This is a genomic window from Cytobacillus sp. FSL K6-0129, from assembly GCF_038007625.1.
Lineage (GTDB): Bacteria > Bacillota > Bacilli > Bacillales > Cytobacillaceae > Cytobacillus > Cytobacillus kochii.
On record NZ_JBBOXM010000001.1, the window covers coordinates 1,609,527 to 1,627,387 of the forward strand.

Annotated in this window: 18 protein-coding genes, 1 other RNA gene and 1 other annotated feature; of the genes, 2 read left to right on the forward strand and 17 right to left on the reverse strand. The window is 36.7% G+C overall.

Annotated features, from left to right (window positions below; all coding sequences use genetic code 11):
• Window positions 1-81: 81 nt before the first annotated feature.
• Genes MHI57_RS07930 through MHI57_RS07950 form a run of 5 tightly spaced genes read right to left on the reverse strand, consistent with a single transcriptional unit; the run spans window position 82 to window position 3,813 of the window.
• Window positions 82-1,038 (reverse strand): ABC transporter permease, encoded by a 957-nt coding sequence (locus tag MHI57_RS07930; protein WP_095372457.1) that lies wholly within the window; start codon window positions 1,036-1,038, stop codon window positions 82-84.
• Window positions 1,039-1,041: 3 nt separating this feature from the next.
• Window positions 1,042-1,962 (reverse strand): ABC transporter ATP-binding protein, encoded by a 921-nt coding sequence (locus MHI57_RS07935; RefSeq protein WP_322909623.1) that lies wholly within the window; start codon window positions 1,960-1,962, stop codon window positions 1,042-1,044.
• A 9-nt stretch (window positions 1,963-1,971) separates the two neighbouring features.
• Window positions 1,972-2,667, reverse strand: a complete 696-nt coding sequence (locus MHI57_RS07940) for an ABC transporter ATP-binding protein (RefSeq protein WP_340975719.1) — start codon at window positions 2,665-2,667, stop codon at window positions 1,972-1,974.
• Window positions 2,657-3,031, reverse strand: coding sequence for a GntR family transcriptional regulator (locus MHI57_RS07945; protein ID WP_095372454.1), 375 nt, complete (start codon window positions 3,029-3,031; stop codon window positions 2,657-2,659). The genes MHI57_RS07940 and MHI57_RS07945 overlap by 11 nt, the downstream gene beginning before the upstream one ends.
• Before the next feature lie 2 nt (window positions 3,032-3,033).
• A complete protein-coding gene (locus MHI57_RS07950; RefSeq protein ID WP_095372453.1) occupies window positions 3,034-3,813 on the reverse strand; it encodes a hypothetical protein in 780 nt (259 codons plus the stop codon).
• 130 nt (window positions 3,814-3,943) lie between these two features.
• Between MHI57_RS07950 and MHI57_RS07955 the strand changes: the two genes are divergently transcribed.
• The gene (locus MHI57_RS07955) at window positions 3,944-4,339 is read left to right on the forward strand and encodes an SANT/Myb-like DNA-binding domain-containing protein (protein WP_095372452.1); all 396 of its coding nucleotides are present in this window, start codon (window positions 3,944-3,946) and stop codon (window positions 4,337-4,339) included.
• A gap of 45 nt (window positions 4,340-4,384) precedes the next feature.
• Here MHI57_RS07955 and MHI57_RS07960 read toward each other — a convergent pair whose 3' ends face one another.
• From MHI57_RS07960 to MHI57_RS07985, 6 genes are all read right to left on the reverse strand, one after another.
• A complete protein-coding gene (locus MHI57_RS07960; RefSeq protein WP_095372451.1) occupies window positions 4,385-5,155 on the reverse strand; it encodes a tRNA threonylcarbamoyladenosine dehydratase in 771 nt (256 codons plus the stop codon).
• Window positions 5,156-5,401: 246 nt separating this feature from the next.
• A complete protein-coding gene (locus MHI57_RS07965) occupies window positions 5,402-5,527 on the reverse strand; it encodes a hypothetical protein (RefSeq protein WP_340975723.1) in 126 nt (41 codons plus the stop codon).
• A gap of 468 nt (window positions 5,528-5,995) precedes the next feature.
• A non-coding RNA gene (ssrS, locus tag MHI57_RS07970) (6S RNA) lies at window positions 5,996-6,184 on the reverse strand.
• A gap of 81 nt (window positions 6,185-6,265) precedes the next feature.
• A complete protein-coding gene (gene aspS, locus MHI57_RS07975) occupies window positions 6,266-8,041 on the reverse strand; it encodes an aspartate--tRNA ligase (RefSeq protein ID WP_307312785.1) in 1,776 nt (591 codons plus the stop codon).
• 12 nt (window positions 8,042-8,053) lie between these two features.
• A complete protein-coding gene (gene hisS / locus MHI57_RS07980; protein WP_095372447.1) occupies window positions 8,054-9,328 on the reverse strand; it encodes a histidine--tRNA ligase in 1,275 nt (424 codons plus the stop codon).
• Window positions 9,329-9,394: 66 nt separating this feature from the next.
• Window positions 9,395-9,631, reverse strand: a binding site (T-box leader).
• A gap of 98 nt (window positions 9,632-9,729) precedes the next feature.
• A complete protein-coding gene (locus MHI57_RS07985; protein ID WP_180316944.1) occupies window positions 9,730-9,906 on the reverse strand; it encodes a hypothetical protein in 177 nt (58 codons plus the stop codon).
• A gap of 282 nt (window positions 9,907-10,188) precedes the next feature.
• Between MHI57_RS07985 and MHI57_RS07990 the strand changes: the two genes are divergently transcribed.
• Complete coding sequence (locus tag MHI57_RS07990; protein WP_095372446.1) at window positions 10,189-11,955, forward strand: SH3 domain-containing protein; 1,767 nt, start codon at window positions 10,189-10,191, stop codon at window positions 11,953-11,955.
• A 617-nt stretch (window positions 11,956-12,572) separates the two neighbouring features.
• On the opposite strand, the gene MHI57_RS07995 is transcribed toward MHI57_RS07990, so the two are convergent.
• The 6 genes from MHI57_RS07995 to MHI57_RS08020 all read right to left on the reverse strand — a co-directional run bounded on the left by MHI57_RS07995 (window position 12,573) and on the right by MHI57_RS08020 (window position 17,853).
• The gene (locus tag MHI57_RS07995) at window positions 12,573-12,926 is read right to left on the reverse strand and encodes a hypothetical protein (RefSeq protein ID WP_340975728.1); all 354 of its coding nucleotides are present in this window, start codon (window positions 12,924-12,926) and stop codon (window positions 12,573-12,575) included.
• Between the two features lie 222 nt (window positions 12,927-13,148).
• A complete protein-coding gene (locus MHI57_RS08000; RefSeq protein ID WP_340975730.1) occupies window positions 13,149-13,565 on the reverse strand; it encodes a hypothetical protein in 417 nt (138 codons plus the stop codon).
• A 502-nt stretch (window positions 13,566-14,067) separates the two neighbouring features.
• Window positions 14,068-14,271, reverse strand: a complete 204-nt coding sequence (locus MHI57_RS08005; RefSeq protein WP_340975733.1) for a hypothetical protein — start codon at window positions 14,269-14,271, stop codon at window positions 14,068-14,070.
• 140 nt (window positions 14,272-14,411) lie between these two features.
• Window positions 14,412-14,852, reverse strand: coding sequence for a D-aminoacyl-tRNA deacylase (gene dtd, locus MHI57_RS08010; protein WP_340975737.1), 441 nt, complete (start codon window positions 14,850-14,852; stop codon window positions 14,412-14,414).
• A gap of 17 nt (window positions 14,853-14,869) precedes the next feature.
• Window positions 14,870-17,065: a RelA/SpoT family protein gene (locus MHI57_RS08015; RefSeq protein WP_095372444.1), complete on the reverse strand. Its 2,196-nt coding sequence runs from the start codon at window positions 17,063-17,065 to the stop codon at window positions 14,870-14,872.
• A 275-nt stretch (window positions 17,066-17,340) separates the two neighbouring features.
• A complete protein-coding gene (locus tag MHI57_RS08020; protein WP_095372443.1) occupies window positions 17,341-17,853 on the reverse strand; it encodes an adenine phosphoribosyltransferase in 513 nt (170 codons plus the stop codon).
• Between the last annotated feature and the right edge of the window lie 8 nt (window positions 17,854-17,861).

Here is a 17,861-nt window from a genome sequence, read left to right on the forward strand (position 1 = left end):
ACCCCACACTCCTTCAATGATTATTTTGGCCATTTTACCCATAAAAATAAGCTGCTGGAAATTTCCAGCAGCTTCTAGATTTTATCCAGCTATATCTCTTTTCTTAAATATGATAAATGCAATGATTTGGAATATCAGAAAATAAACAATCAACATGATAACGGAAAAAGTTAACGTCATTCCTGGTAACATCGGTGTTCCTTCAAAGTACTGAAACAGATCGGTATTAGCAAATAAACTATATTTCGCCCAATCATACTTCATCGCAATGAGGTGAGTAATTTGTCCACCAGCAAACATAAGGAAAATAGATAAACCAATTGCTAATGAACTACTTCTGAATGCTGATGAAATCATAAAGGCCATCGTTGCTAGCATAATGTTTTGAATGGATGATAAACTATACACATTGATTAAATGCAAAATCATTGACTGTTCTTTTACTACTCCATCTTGATATAAGAGATACGGTTCACTACCACCTAAACCAAATAGAACGAGGCCTAATATGCCAGAGAACATGAAAAGTAAAAAGAGCAAACTGAAACCAAATAACAGCACAGTTATGTACTTGGAGAGAAGAATTTTACTTCTAGTAATTGGGCGAATGAGTAGCAGTTTAATCGTTCCCCAATTAAATTCACTTGCTACAATCCCTCCAGCAATAATAATCATAAACAAACCGGCAAAATCTATTAGCGAAGACATATCAGATATAAAACTCAGTGCCTCGTAATCTCCATTTGGTGATATATTGTTTTCGATGCGATATTCATTAATGGCAATGATCTTTTCATAGCTTTCTTTTACATCCTCTGGAAGCATATCTCCGGAATTCTCCAGCTCCTTCTCATAGGAGTCTATCTCCATTTGTAACCCTTTTTGCCATTGCTCATTTGGAGGGACTGATCCTTGTACATCTTGGTATTTCATAAAAGCACCTGCTACAGCGACGATAAAAAGAAGAATGCCAATCATTACATAAGTGCCACTTCGTTTAAAGATTTTCACCCATTCGTTTCTAATTAATGAGAACATCGCTTATTCCGCCTCCTTCTGTAGTGTTGTCACTTCAAGAAAGCGGTCTTCCAACGTTTTCGTCGTTTCTTGAATACGATATATATTAATTCCATCATGAACCCACTCTTTCACCAATAAAGGGATATCCTCTTTTTGTGCTCGCAGCATAAGCGTATTTCCCTTCACTTCTGCTTGCTGTTGTGGAATTAATCTATTGACAGCAAACATTGCTTCTGTTGGATGATCGACGTCAATTTCATATTCCTTTGCTCCTCCTTCTACTTGCTCATGGACAGACTGAATCGTAATTAATTTACCTTTTTGAATAATACCGACTCGATCACACATCATTTCCATTTCTGATAGTAGATGACTAGATACAATGACTGCCATTCCTCTTTCTCTTGCTAACTTCCTTACATGGTCACGGATTTCACGAATACCAGCGGGGTCTAATCCATTTGTTGGTTCATCCAGAATTAACACTTTAGGGTCATGTAACAAACATTGAGCTAACCCTAGTCGTTGCCGCATACCTAAAGAATAAGTCTTCACCTTATCATGTATTCTCTCAGTCAAACCAACAAACTCTACTGTCTCCATAATTTTTTCTTTTGTAATTCCCTCTGCCATTTTTGCGTAATGGAGGAGATTTTGATATCCACTCATAAATTTATACATTTCTGGATTTTCAACAATCGCTCCTACATGTTGGATTGCCTTCTCAAAGTTTGTTTGCACACTATTGTCAAGAATTTTAATATCACCTTCACTAATGCCAATTAAGCCAACAATCATCCGAATAGTGGTTGTTTTACCCGCACCATTAGGGCCTAGAAACCCAAAAACCTCTCCTTCCATTACTTCAAAACTTAAGGAATCAATAATTTTTCTCTTTTTAATGATCTTTGTTACATTTTCAATTTTAACTACTGCTTTCATTTCTTTTCCTCACCCCTTATATGTTTCTTTCATCCATTCTTTGATAGACAGCCCTTTTTCTTCTCTTATTGTTTCTACATGATACTGACCAAGAAATTTCCCATCTTCTATCATAATCAATTCGTCAAGGACTGTTTCAACTTCTTCTATTTCATGTGTAGCCATTAGCACTGTTTGTTTCTCAAAATCAATAAAGCTTAATAATCCTTGAACCAACGAATCCCGAACCATTGGATCTAATCCAGAAAATGGTTCATCTAAAAGTAGAATAGGTGCTCTTCTAGCAAGAGCCAATACTAACTTTAACCGTCCACGGTTTCCTTTCGATAATGACCTAATTTTTACTGAATCATTTAAGTTCATAAATTGAAGTAGTTCCATTGCTTTATCTTGTTCAAAATCAGCAAATTGGCTCTCATAAAAATTCAGCATATCTCTAACCGTAAAAGAAGGATAAAAACTGTCTGCCTCTGTTAAATAGATGACTTTGGACGCAATTCTTCTATTAGCAGGCTCGCCTAATACATTGACTTCACCACTTGAAGGATAAGTTAGACCAGAGATGAGTTTCAATATGGTGGATTTTCCACTTCCATTCGGTCCCACTAGGCCGATGATTTTCCCAGGGCGTATTGTAAAGCTGATATCTTTCAAAACCTGATTAAAGCCATATTTCTTATTCACCTTATGAATCTCAATCATCATGATCCTCCTTCAGGAATTGAGATAGCCCTTGTTTCATTTCCTCATTAGAAAAGCCTAACTCTCGCAAATTATTTACATAGGATTGGATGATCTGCTTTTGCATATCTCTTTTTAAGTTCATTAACTTGGCTGTATCTTCTGTTACAAATGTTCCTTGCCCACGCTTCGCCAAGGCGACTTCCATCCTTTCTAGCTCTTGATACGTTCTTTGAATTGTATTTGGATTCACCCCAAATGTAAGTGCCATCTCACGAACAGAGGGTAACTTTTCCCCTGGAGCTAACTCTTTTCTCACAATCTGTTGACAAACCCGTTCCATGATTTGGAGATATATCGGCTGTGATGAATGAAACTCTTTCGCCATTATTACACCTCAACCTTCTTTTCGAGCAACCAAGTCGAGGTAATGAATAACAGACTAGCTGTAACGAGGTATAAAAGGATTTCTACAATGGAGATTGTACTATCAGCCATATTGAATGTGAACCCGTCTGATTGAACAAAAAAGTTGAAATGCAGCCAATCTACATTTAAATCAAGCTCACTCATATGGACTAATTGTTTGTACCAATCGCTTTCACCTATTAAACCAGAAATGAACATTTGCACAACTACTATGATAAATAAAGATACTGAGCGCACCCTTCCTAAGATTGGTACATTTTTTAAGCTATAGTAAACGAACCAATAAAAACAGAACCATAAACCAAAATAGAAAGACAAACAAGTGATAAATAATAATAAGTAAAGCGGAAGAACAACTGGTATGTTGTCATAGAATGAGACATTAGGATTATAATAATAGCTCCCTATTGCTAAGAAAATGGTAATGACTATCGACATTACAAAATAAATACTAATGGCCACTAGCTTACTACTCAATAAATAAGAACCCCGATTTGGGTTATGCAACCACCCTTGCGTCTTTGTCTCTAAATTTAAGGAATACAAAATAAAAATAGGGTAAAACAGAATATGCGCAAAAAATAAGAAGAACAGAAAAGCAGGTAAAATATTACCTTCCTTAAAATAATGAGTCAATGCTAAGCCTATTAACACGGCAAAGAACACGGTTAAAATTACGCCATAAAAGTGAGATTTCATTATCTTTAATTCTTTTACGAGCAAGCCACGAAAAGGATTCATTTTTTCCTCCTTTTTACATCTAGTGTATTAGTTAAATAGTACACCGGTACTTTGTTTCCGTCAAGCCTAATGTATGATTCTTTTTTTAAGGTAGAGGATAATAATAAATGTTTTGATAAGGAGGCTTTCGATGACACATGCATCTTGGCAAGAATCCGACGATCAACTATTAGAAGAATTGGTTAATGAGTATAGCCAAAATGGTGATTCTAAAGCAGATGCCTTTCGCATGGCAGCAAAAAAATTAGGTAGAACAGAATCAGCCTGTCAAACTAGGTATCACAATATGAAGAAGACTAAAGAAGACGCTACGAGCTTATCTATACAGAAAGTGATTGAATACTTAAAAACAACCCCTGACCTTTTATTATTATCTGAGAACAAGGCACTTTTACTGGAAAATGAGCAATTAGAGGAAAGAAATAAAGAACTTAATCAAAAATGGGAAGAAACTAGCCATCAATTAGAAAACGAGCTTTCACTTTACGAAGGACTAATGTCTGTTATGAAAGAATATCGCAAATAAATGAAGAAAGCTTGTAGTAACAATAACTACAAGCTTTTTTTTCATTTATTTACTTTCGTCATTTACACGACTAATAGGAATGTCGGCTAATAATTCCTTAACAACATAACTTGCCATAATAAGTCCTGATACAGATGGCACAAATGCATTAGAAGACGGCGGCATTTTCGCCTTACGGATTTTTGCATCATCTTTCCCAACGGTTTTTCTCACATCTTCACGAATAACGATTGGACTTTCATCAGAGAAAACGACGGGTATACCTTTACGAATGCCTTCCTTTCGTAAACGAGTACGAATTACCTTAGCAATTGGGTCAGTATGCGTTTTAGAAATATCAGCGATTTGGAATCTTGTCGGATCCATCTTATTAGCTGCACCCATACTAGAAATAATCGGTATATCTCTTTTCAAGCACTCTTTCATTAAGTGGATCTTATAAGAAATCGTGTCTGAAGCATCAATGACAAAGTCAGGGTTATAACTAAAGAAATCTTCATATGTTTCTTCTGTATAAAACATTTTCAAAGCAATGACTTCACATTCTGGATTAATATCCATAATTCTCTCTTTCATAACTTCTACTTTTTGTCTACCGACAGTAGAAAGCAACGCAATAATTTGTCTATTGACATTGGTAATATCCACATCATCTTTATCAACAAGCACAAGTCTGCCCACACCTGAACGAGCAAGGGCCTCAGCTGCAAATGTCCCCACTCCCCCGATACCTAATACAGCCACTGTACTATTTTTCATTGTCTCTAAACCATCTTTACCAATGGCAAGCTCATTTCGCGAAAACTGATGTAACATGCTATTTCAACTCCATTCCATATCTATCCTACAAATAATCATACCCGTAAAAAAATATATCATACTTTCCGTTAAATACAAGTAAATCACTGGGATTTCTCATTCCTTCTTTTGAAAAAGGTGAACAGATTTTTATGGGCATATGATCTCTTTTGACCTTCCTGTTTTGGTACATATTTGTTGAGTTTTTTAAACCCTAAAAATAATGAAGTCATACGCACGCCAGGTTCTTTCTGAGGGACTTGCTCATTCATTTTGCGAAGCGCTCATACGCGAGCTTCCTGCTGAGGGACTTGCTAATACATTTTGCGAAGCGCTCTCGCCCGGGGTTCTTTCTGAAGGACTTACTATTTCATTTTGCGTAGCGTTCATTATCGGTTTTCGTTCTGAGGGGCTTGCTCATCCATTTTGTGAAGCGCTCACGCCTGGGATTCCTTCTGAAGGACTTGCTATTCCATTTTGCGTAGCGCTCTCGCCCGGAGTTCTTCTGAGGGACCTGCTCATCCATTTTGCAAAGCGCTCACACACCAGAGTTCCTTCTGAGGGACTTGCTATTCCATTTTGCGTAGCGCTCACGCCCGGGATTCATTCTAAAGGACTTGCTATTCCATTTTGCGTAGCGCTCTCGCCCGGAGTTCCTTCTGAGGGACTTGCTATTCCATTTTGCGAAGCGCTCACGCCCGGAGTTCTTTCTGAGGGACCTGCTAATCCATTTTGCGAAGCGCTCACACACCGGGTTGTTTCTAACTTGCAAACCCCTTAAGTAAGTACACTATTATTCGACCACAGATAAAAAAACCTGATAACTATGATCAGGTTTTACATACAATTATAAATTGAAAGAGTCCCAATTATGCCGTCGTTATTGGTCCTTCATTTTGAACCCGCACTTAGCAGGTGGGTGTCCTGCTTCTCGCATCTGTAAGTCCTCTAGAAATGAGGCATTTACGCTTACGTAGAAAACTCCGGACTCCCGAAGGTAATATGTTCGGTCAAAATTAGGGTAGACGACGTACACATCAGGACTCTTTATGATTGAAGTAATCTTATCATAGCTAAGATATGAATTCAAGAAGTGACATATAGTTCAAAAATCACTTTTTTTACCAATTAATCTTGATTCTTTACATTCAAAGCGAGATGAAGATCATTTAATTGTGCTTCACTTACTTCCCCAGGTGCATCTGTTAAAACGCAACTTGCACTAGCTGTTTTAGGGAAAGCAATTGTATCTCTTAGGTTCGTTCTACCAGCAAGTAACATTACTAGACGATCAAGTCCTAGTGCAATCCCTCCATGTGGCGGAGTACCATAGTCAAATGCTTCAAGTAGGAAACCAAATTGCTCGACAGCTTCCTCTTTAGAAAAACCAAGAATTTCAAACATTCGCTCCTGAATATCTCTTTCGAATATACGTAGGGAACCACCGCCAAGTTCATAGCCATTAAGAACTAGGTCATACGCTTGAGCTTTTACTTCTCCAGGCTGATCAGCTAATTTTTCCAAATCTTGTCTTTGTGGCATTGTAAAAGGATGATGTGCTGCATAATAGCGACCATCTTCTTCGTCATACTCAAGTAGCGGCCAATCCGTTACCCATAAGAAGTTAAATTTGCTTTCATCAATTAATTCTAATTGCTTACCTAATTTTAGACGAAGCGCACCTAATGCATCAGCAACTACTGATTTTTTATCCGCAACGAATAGTAATAGGTCGCCAGCTTCTACACCAAGTGCTGACTGAATCGCTGCTTGTTCTTCTTCAGATACAAATTTAGCAATTGGGCCTTTTAAACCTTCTTCTTCTGCTTTTAACCAAGCAAGTCCTTTAGCCCCGTATACCGAAACAAATTCCGTCAAGGCATCAATATCTTTGCGGGAATAGGTGGAAGCAGCGCCTTTGACGTTGATTGCTTTCACTTGTCCACCTGATGATACAGCACCAGCAAATACTTTAAAGCTCGAATCCTTTACGATATCAGATAAATCCGTTAGCTCCATTTCAAAACGTGTATCTGGCTTATCGGAACCGTATCTTGACATAGCTTCATGATAGGTTAAACGAGGGAATGGGATATGAACTTCTTGTCCTTTAACATCCTTCATGATTTTAGCCATCATACTTTCCATCAACTCAATAATATCTTCTTGGCTCATAAAGCTCATTTCAATATCAATTTGCGTAAACTCCGGTTGACGGTCTGCGCGTAAATCTTCATCTCGGAAGCAACGAGCAATTTGATAATAACGGTCTACTCCACTGACCATTAATAATTGTTTAAATATTTGTGGCGATTGTGGCAGCGCGTAAAACTCTCCTGGATGCACACGACTTGGCACTAAATAATCGCGCGCTCCTTCTGGTGTGCTCTTCGTTAAGATTGGTGTCTCTACATCGATAAAATCAGCATCATCAAGGAATCCTCTAATAGCTTTTGTTACTTGATGGCGTAGCTTTAATGTATTGGCCATTACTGGTCTTCTTAAATCTAGATAACGATATTTTAAGCGAACATCCTCAGATACTTCAGATTTTTCGTCAATTGTAAATGGAGGCGTTTTCGCCTCATTAAGAATCGTTACTTTTTCCACCCGAATTTCAATTTTACCAGTTGTTAAGCTCTCATTAACCGTCCCTTGTTCCCTTTCAATAACGACGCCTTCAATATCTAACACATATTCGTTACGAATTTTTTCTGCTAATGCTAAAGCTTCTTGTGAAACTTCCGGATTAAAGACAACTTGGACTATGCCTGTTCTGTCACGTAGGTCAATAAAGATAAGACCTCCTAAATCACGACGTTTTTGCACCCAACCCTTTAATGTTACTTTCTCACCTATCGCTTTTTCGGTAATCTCTCCGCAGTAGTACGTTCTTCCAAACATCTATGATTCCTCCTAGTTTCTATATAGCGCAGTAAAGTCTTGGATAAATGAAGCAAGCTCCATTTCCTTTTGTTCCCCACTATCCATTATTTTTAAGTTAATCTTATTGTTTTTTAATTCATCTTCACCAATAACAGCTACATATTTTGCGTTCATTCGATCGGCTGCTTTGAATTGTGCCTTAATTTTACGATCAGAATAATCTCTTTCAGCAGAATATCCTGCATGGCGTAATTTGTGGAGCAAACCGACAGAATAATCTCTCGCCTCTTCACCTAATGCGACAATATAACAATCAATGGATTGATCAATTGGGAGTTCAACATTTTCGGCTTCTAAAGCAGCTAGAAATCTCTCAATACTTAGAGCAAAGCCAATGCCAGGTGCTTCCGGTCCACCGACTTCTTCTGTTAAACCGTTATACCTGCCTCCACCACAAAGAGTTGTTATTGCGCCAAACCCTTCCGCATCACTCATAATCTCAAAGGCAGTATGCGTATAATAGTCTAAACCACGGACTAGATTTGCATCGACTTCAAATTCAATTTCTAAGTCTGTTAAGTACTGTTGTACTTTTTTGAAGTATTGTTTGGATTCGTCATTTAAGTGATCAATAATTGATGGGGCAGTTTTCATCAATGGATGCTCACGATCTTTTTTACAATCGAGAATACGCATAGGGTTTTTCTCTAATCTGCTTTGACAATCTGAACAAAATTCATTAATACTCGGGCTGAAATGAGCAATGAGGGCCTCACGATGTTTTGCCCGGCTCTCCTTATCACCTAAACTGTTGATGACTAGTTTTAACTTTTTCAAACCCATTTCTTTATAAAGCGCCATGGCTAAAGCAATAACTTCTGCGTCAATGGCCGGATCATCGCTGCCTATCGCTTCTACACCAAATTGCACAAACTGGCGGAAACGACCAGCTTGTGGTCTTTCATAACGAAACATTGGTCCCATATAATATAATTTAACAGGCTGATTTGCTTGGCCAAACATTTTATGTTCAACAAATGAGCGTACTGTGGAAGCTGTTCCTTCTGGTCTCAATGTTAAGCTTCTTCCTCCACGATCATCAAATGTGTACATTTCCTTCTGGACGATATCAGTTGTATCTCCCACACTTCGTAAAAACAAATCTGTATGTTCAAATATCGGTGTGCGAATCTCCTGATATTGAAATTTATGACAAAGTTCTCTCGCTTTTTGTTCTATTAATTGCCATTTCTCTACTTGACCAGGAAGTATATCCTGGGTACCCCTTGGTAAACGGATTGACATATATACCAAATCCTCCTCTTTCCTAAAGCTTAAATAAAAAAACTCTCGTCCCTTGTATTTTTCAATACAAGGGACGAGAGTTGAATATCCCGTGGTGCCACCCTAGTTACAGCATAATAATTATACTGTCTCTTTATACAGATAACGCCTGCATACGTTCTTCCCCTAATAAATTTATATTTTTCAGGGAGAAACCTAAGAAGTGTTCTTTCATCAAATCATCATATAGAAATGCTTTCAGCCTATGGCATTTCCTCTCTTTTTATGTGGAGAATGATTACTCTTCTTCATCATTGGTTCAATTTATTTTATCATTTACTGTATTAAAATATCATTTTATCCTTCTTATCATAATAACCATTGTACAAGATGTCAAGTCTCCATATAGAATAGATGGCGATTTACGTTCTAGAAATTTTCTTTTTCAGTTTTCTCACATCTTGTAAGGAAATTCCGAATTCACTCGCAAGTTCAACCATCGTGGCGTTCCCCTCAGCTTGAATAAAATCATGAAAGTCAACACCAAATAATTGGTTCTCGCCACTTTGCACATTCATCCCTTTTTCACCATATCTCACAGACAATCATCCTTTTACCATATAGTCTTTTACTCATGTTAGTATGGGCAAATCGAATGATATTTATAAAAATAATAAATAAATAGACAAAAACCATGCAATTCTCCCGAATGGTTTGAAGTGGTAATTACGTTACAACTTGTTTACAAAACAGGTTGATAAACCGATATTAGAAGGGAAACGGCCACATAAAAAAGAAAGTATATATAACCTCATTTATCTTGACGAGAGAGGAAATATTTGCTTATCTTGATAAATGGCAAACAGGAAGGAGGAACGTGGTTGCAAGGCAAAAAACATCTTTGGATAACCATTTGTATGATTCTAGTGATAGCTCTTCTAATACCCATAAAAGAGGCAGAAGCTGAATCAGCAGGACAAAAGCTTCGAATTGCAACAGATAGTCTTAATGTTCGCACAGGTCCAGGATTAAGTTATGCAAGTCTAGGAATGGCGGCAAGAGACGAGACTTACACAATCCTTGATCAAGAAGGTGATTGGTATCAGATTGATTTTGAATCCGGCCAAAAAGGGTGGGTCGCCAATTGGCTTGTTGTAATGGAAACAGAAAATAAGCAAGAAAAAGAAAAACAAGTAAATAGCGGTAGTGAAAAAACCGTTACCATCAATGCTGATGGTTTAAGAGTTAGAGGTGGTCCTTCAACTGATTATCGCGTTGTTGGCGTTGTCTCAAAAGGAAAAGAATACAAAATCGTCTCCACCGACCAAGATTGGTTCAATATTACGACTGAGTACGGAAATGTATGGGTACACAAAGACTTTGTTCAAGTGAATGGCCAAACCCAAGAAGCAAGCTCTTCATCTAATGAAGAAAAGAAAACGGTGATTAAACAAGGGGTCATTACTGGTAATTCCCTCAACGTTCGTACTAGTCCAGATACAAACAGTAAAGTAATTGGTAAGTTAAATTCAGGTACGTCCGTAGATATTTTATCACAAGAAAATGATTGGACTGAAATCTCATTTCAAGGGACAAATGCATGGATAAGTAGTCAATATATCCAAGCAGGCAAAAAGCAAGAAAAAAAGAAAGAAACTAATAATAATGGCACCATTACCGCAAGTTCTTTAAATGTAAGGGAAAAACCATCATTAAACGGGAACATTATCGGTTCAGTTGCTCAAGGTGACAATTTTCGTATTTTAAAGGAAGAAAATAACTGGACAAATATTGAGCTTCCAAATGGGACAAACGGATGGGTTGCTAGCTGGTATGTGAACAAAGATCAAAGTTCCTCACCGGAATCAAAATCGTCTTCATCTGTCAAAAATGTAACGATTCTGCACAATGGCTCCAATATTCGTCAAAGCGCAACGACTAATGCCACCATTGTAGCAAGAGCCAATCAAGGAGATACATTTGAAGTTGTGGGGACAGAAAAAGATTGGTATGAAATTAAATTAGGTGATGGACAAACAGGTTTTATTGCTGGCTGGATTGTTTCTAATGGCAAACAATCTCAACCAACCGACCAATCTTCTTCTACTCCAGGATTAAAAAACAAAGTGATTGTCTTAGATCCTGGCCATGGAGGAAGAGATAATGGTACAACTGGCGCATCCGGTACACTTGAAAAAACAGTAACGATTCGCACTGCTGAAAAATTGGCTGCAAAATTAAAAGCAGCAGGAGCTACTGTAATATTCACAAGACAACAAGATACATATGTTCCTCTCCAATCACGGGTAAGTATGTCTCATATGAATAAAGCTGATGCATTCATCAGTATTCATTATGATAGCATAAACGATCGAAGTGTAAGAGGCATGACTACTTATTACTATCACGATTATCAACAGCAATTTGCTGCTGATGTCCATCAAGGGATTATGTCGAAGATCGACTTAAATGATAGAGGTTATAGACATGGTGATTATTATGTTATACGTGAAAATAACAGCAAAGCAATATTACTTGAACTAGGTTATTTAAGTAACGCAACAGAGGAAATAAAAGTAACATCTGAACAATACCAAGAAGCTGTTTCGACAGGTATCTTCCAAGGATTACGTACACATTTTCAATAAGAATCTCACACCTGCCTTTTTACTTTTAGGCAGGTGTTTTTTTATATTTATTGAACTAGCATAAATTAAGAGTTCCTTAGCCCAATAACAAAAAGAGAGTGTGTAATGTAGTTTTGCTCGTCTATGTTTGATGTTGTCACTCTAGATACACGAGCTCATTCACTTTCCTACGCTATCTTTGGCGAAATGTACGAGCAAACACTCAAGGATTTATTTCTCGTGAAGATGAAGGCCAGATTCCTGATTTTTCTTCGCATGATGAAGCTCGTGCCTTGTTTAAATTGAAATACAATAAAGCTTTTCAACTAGAGACTTCTCAGAAATTAACGGTCAAAAACTTTATTTTTATTTTATAATCCTAGATTACGAAAAGTTCTTTAAAGGCCAACAAGAAATGAGAAAAAGGATTTATGGGCGATGCTCTTGAATATTTAGGTAGTTATCAAAAGATAGAAATTTATGAAGATGGTTCTATTGATATTGTCCATTAACTTGCATCTAGTTGATTTTTAGATGCATTTTTTATGCCTATCTCACTCTTTCAACTAAATTAATATTATGTTGAAAGCACAAAAAAGTACCATCATTTCCAGAGGTACTTTTTTTATAATTTAATCTCATTCGGCTGACTTTAAATTTTTTTGCAAGGTATACAACAATTCTTTGTCCATATCTGGCCGCTTTGCAATAATATATTCACTGTCTTGAATAGTTGAATATATTTTAGTACCTTTTGGCAACTCATTAGAAGATAGGTGAGTATCAGGGATTTGTTCAATTGGAACCTTTCTTTCAATTTTTCCAATCCCTTTATCTCGATCATATTGCACATTTTCATTTTCAGGTTGAGTTAGAACATATTCAGTTCCATTTACCATAATAATAGATTGATAAGACCCAGGTGTAGTACCGTCATTACAACCAACTAAAACCATAATTGATAAAAGAACAGTATAAACCAGTACCTTCAAGTAACTCACTCCTTTTAGGAATATTTTACAATATTTCTAAGAGGATTTCTGTAGAACTTTAATAGCAAATTACATTCAAGCTACATCAATTCTTCTATGTTTATATTCAAAACAAATAGGTATTCTCTACAAATCTAAATTTCCCTGAGAATTGTCTTGATATAAACAAATTGTAAAGGCTGGAATATGTCCCAAGAGAATTAGAATTTTTCAGATAGGCCCTCATCGACATACAATCCACCAGCGTTGTAGTATATAACATCTCTTTGTTCTCTTCTCCATCCGATGGCCTCTTAATGATAATTTAAAACGTACCTGTTTTGGTATTTCATTCAAAAGTAGATTAGCCTTATTAAGAGAAAAAGCATCTTCTATGTTCGATTCATTGTCATTATTTAATAATGATTGGGGAGGGAATAAATCATCATGCACTGGTTGATGATGCTGCGGTGAAATACGGTACCACTCAATGTCATCAAACGAGACAGCATGTTGAATCCAGTCATTCGATTCACTCACCTTCTCTTTATAAGACTCTGGAACTTTTTCATTTGTATATAATAAAAGTTTTTTTATCCCATCTTCTACTTTAAAAGGCTTACTTATGTATTCACTTGTCTCATTAAACACAAAACTCATAATAGAGATATCTCTTATACCAATAGCGTATCGCCACCCGTTCACAGCTTCTAATACCTTTTTAATTTTCTATTCAGAGTTAAGAGACCACCGTTACTGCGACCAATAAATACATCTGCGATTGCAGTGAAAGTTCTAGAGATTTTAACCTTTCCGGCTTCCTTCATCTTCTGGTTGTATAGTTGTTGAAGCTTAATTACTTCCGTTATGAAACCATAGAATAGGTATACCACTCAATGATTTTACATATGTAGAAACTGTATATTTTTGATTTGGAATAACAGTAATATTTCGATATAACCCTTGATTGCGTTTGTTATTATTTTTATTGCAGAGTTAAAACCAGGTAAGTCATCTATTGTTTCAACTACTCTATCTGTCGGAGAACACAACGGACTCCAGCCATTGTAGTCGTGGGTGTTAAATCTTGAATTGATTCAGATATTTCTACCACCTGGTGTTTTCAACTGATCATAGCCTTCTTCAAAAACAGAACTGCTGTTTATATAGACTGTTCCGCCTTTTTCCATGCTGTAGGAAATATATGTCTTGTATATGTGCCTACAGGGTAATCATAACCAAATGAATTCTTATAATCATAAAAAGATAAGCTCTGATAATGGTTATTATCCCCTTTATTGTCATAAAACTGAGAGGCATAAGTTACATGAATTTCGGTATCACCGACCTTGAGATCTTTTGCCAACTCTACAACCTTAAATTTAGGACCATAATAATGATATGGAAGAGTTGACCACCCATCAAACAACGCCCAATTATTAGAACAAAAAAACAACCTGATCAAATCCCCTTCAATCAAGATTTGTTCAGGTTGGGTCTTATTTTTTATTTACTTTCTAAAATGAGTGTAACGGGACCATCATTGGTGAGAGATACATCCATCATCGCACCAAATTCACCTTTTTCTACGTGGACACCTTTTTCCTCAAGCATTTCATTAAAGCGAAGATAGATGTCTAACGCTTTCTTAGGGCGTGCAGCATTCATGAAGTTAGGGCGTCTCCCTTTACGGCAGTCCCCATACAGGGTGAATTGAGATACAGAAAGAATTTCACCTTGTATATCAAGTAATGACCTATTCATTTTACCTTCTTCATCATCAAACACACGAAGATGAACGATTTTATCAGCTAAATAAGCAGCATCTTCAAACGTATCCTCATGGGTAATCCCAACAAGCAAAACAAAGCCATGCGTAATGCTACCGGTTATTTTTTCACCAACAGTCACTTTGGCTGCTTTACTTCTCTGAACAACAATTTTCAAAACTCTAGCCACTCCTTTTAATTCATAATTCGACGAACCGCATATACATCGGGTATCTGCTTAATACGCTCTACCACTTTATGCAGATGGTTTACATTATGAATAGAGATCGACATATTGATTGAAGCGGCTTTATTCTTGTCCGAACGACCTGTTACTGCAGATATATTTGTTTTCGCTTCATTTACTGCCTGAAGCACTTCATTCAATAATCCACGTCGATCATAGCCAGTAATTTCTATTTCTACATTATACTCTTTCTGATCATTTAAAGCGGTCTCCCACTCAACAGGTATAAGTCTTGCTTTCGCATCATCTGTATTAATATTCGTACAGTCCGCACGATGGACAGAGACACCTCTACCCTTCGTAATAAATCCGACAATTTCATCACCTGGTACCGGATTACAACAACGCGATAAACGAATAAGCAAGTTATCAATTCCTGATACCCGTACACCTGATTCACGTTTTTTCGCTTGAGGAAGCTGTTTCAATTCGCTTACAGCATTGGATATATCTTTTTTACCTTCAAGGTCTCTTTGCTTTCTTAACTTTTCAGTTAGGCGATTGGCTACCTGTAATGCCGTAATGCCATTGTATCCAACTGAAGCATACAAATCTTCTTCAGATGGGAAATTATATTTTTCCGATACACGATTTAGATTTTCTGCGGTCATAATCTCTTTTACTTCAAAATCCATATTACGAATCTCTTTTTCGATTAATTCGCGCCCTTTTTCAACATTTTCTTCTTTTCTTTGCTTTTTGAAGAATTGTCTAATCTTATTTTTTGCTTGTGAAGATTGAGCTAATTTAAGCCAGTCTTGACTTGGCCCATAAGAATGCTTAGAAGTTAATATTTCAACAATATCCCCTGTTTGCAACTTATAATCAAGTGTTACCATTTTACCGTTTACTTTCGCACCAATCGTTTTATTACCTATTTCTGAATGAATTCTATAGGCAAAATCTATTGGTACTGAGCCTGATGGTAGTTCAATGACATCTCCTTTAGGCGTAAAAACATAGACCATATCAGAAAACAGGTCCATCTTAAGCGATTCCATAAACTCCTCGGCACCAACCGAATCATCTTGGAAATCCAATATCTCTCTAAACCATTTTAATTTATCTTCAAATGAAGAATTTTCATCGACCTTTGTTCCTTCTTTATAAGCCCAATGAGCAGCGATACCAAATTCAGCTATTCTATGCATATCAAAGGTACGTATTTGCACCTCTAATGGATCTCCTTTAGGACCAATAACTGTTGTATGCAATGATTGATACATATTTTGCTTAGGCATCGCAATATAATCTTTAAACCTGCCTGGCATTGGTTTCCAATGAGTGTGGATAATACCGAGAACAGCATAACAATCCTTTATGCTATTTACCACAATCCTTACGGCTAGTAGATCATAAATTTCATTGAATTGTTTGTTTTGTAGAGCCATTTTTCGATAGATGCTATAAATATGTTTAGCTCTACCAGAAATCTCAGGTTCAATGGTTACGTCGTCCAGACGATCTCTCATCATCGCAATAACATCTACTAAATATTGTTCTCTCTCTGCTCTCTTCTTCTTCATCAAGTTAACAATTCGATAATATTGCTGCGGATTCAAGTATCTTAAAGCTGTATCTTCTAATTCCCACTTAATTTTAGAAATTCCTAGTCTATGAGCAAGCGGAGCAAAAATCTCTAAAGTTTCGTTCGAGATTCTTCTTTGCTTCTCAGCAGGTAAGTGTTTTAACGTCCGCATATTATGAAGTCTATCTGCAAGTTTTATTAAAATCACTCTAATATCTTGTGCCATGGCAACAAACATTTTACGATGATTTTCTGCTTGCTGTTCTTCTTTTGATTTATATTTAATCTTTCCCAGCTTCGTTACACCATCTACAAGCATAGCAACTTCTTCACTAAAATGTTCTGCGATATCCTCTAAAGTGGATTCAGTATCCTCAACAACATCATGAAGAAAGCCAGCTGCTACTGTAGCTGGGTCCATTTCCAGGTCCGCTAATATTCCCGCTACTTGAATAGGGTGAATAATGTACGGTTCACCTGATTTACGGTATTGTTCACTATGAGCAGACTTAGCGAATTCGTAAGCTCTTTTGACGAACTGGGCATGCTCTTCATTCAAATATTCTCTTGTCCTATCGATGACTTGTTCGGCGGTCAACACCTGATCGTTCGCCATGGAATCACCTTTATCCCAAATTATTTTTAATAACCATAACCATGTGTAATATCTTCTTTTCCTTATACAAAATAAATATATATCATTAAGAAAAAAGAAACGATTGTTACTATTATCGAAAAAAATAACATAGATGTAAAGAGCTAGCGTTTTATTTTTACAAAAAAACGTAGAATTTGTCGAAATTACTAATAATTAATTCCAATTTCTCCTTAATTATCCTAAAAATAACTATTAATAAAAAAAGAGAACACATATAGTGCTCTCTAGAACTATTAATAAGTCATTAAAGTTAAAACATCATAATCCTTTAATTTCTCTTTACCATCTAAATAGCTTAACTCGATTAAGAAGGCAATACCTGCAACAACTCCACCTAGTTCTTCTACTAATTTTATTGTTGCCTCAATGGTTCCACCCGTAGCTAGAAGATCGTCCGTGATTAATACGCGTTGACCAGGCTTAATCGCATCTTTATGGATAGTTAAGACATCTTTACCATATTCCAGACCATAATCTACTTTTACCGTTTCTCTAGGTAGTTTACCTTCTTTACGAACAGGTGCAAATCCTACTCCTAAAGAATAAGCTACTGGACATCCAATTATAAATCCACGCGCTTCTGGCCCGACAACAAGGTCAATCTGTTTTTCTTTCGCATAAGTAACAATTTGGTCTGTTGCATATCTATAAGCATCACCATTATCCATTAATGTAGTAATATCTTTAAATGTGATACCTGGTTTTGGCCAATCCTCTACTATAGTAATATATTGTTTTAAATCCATCTTCTTTC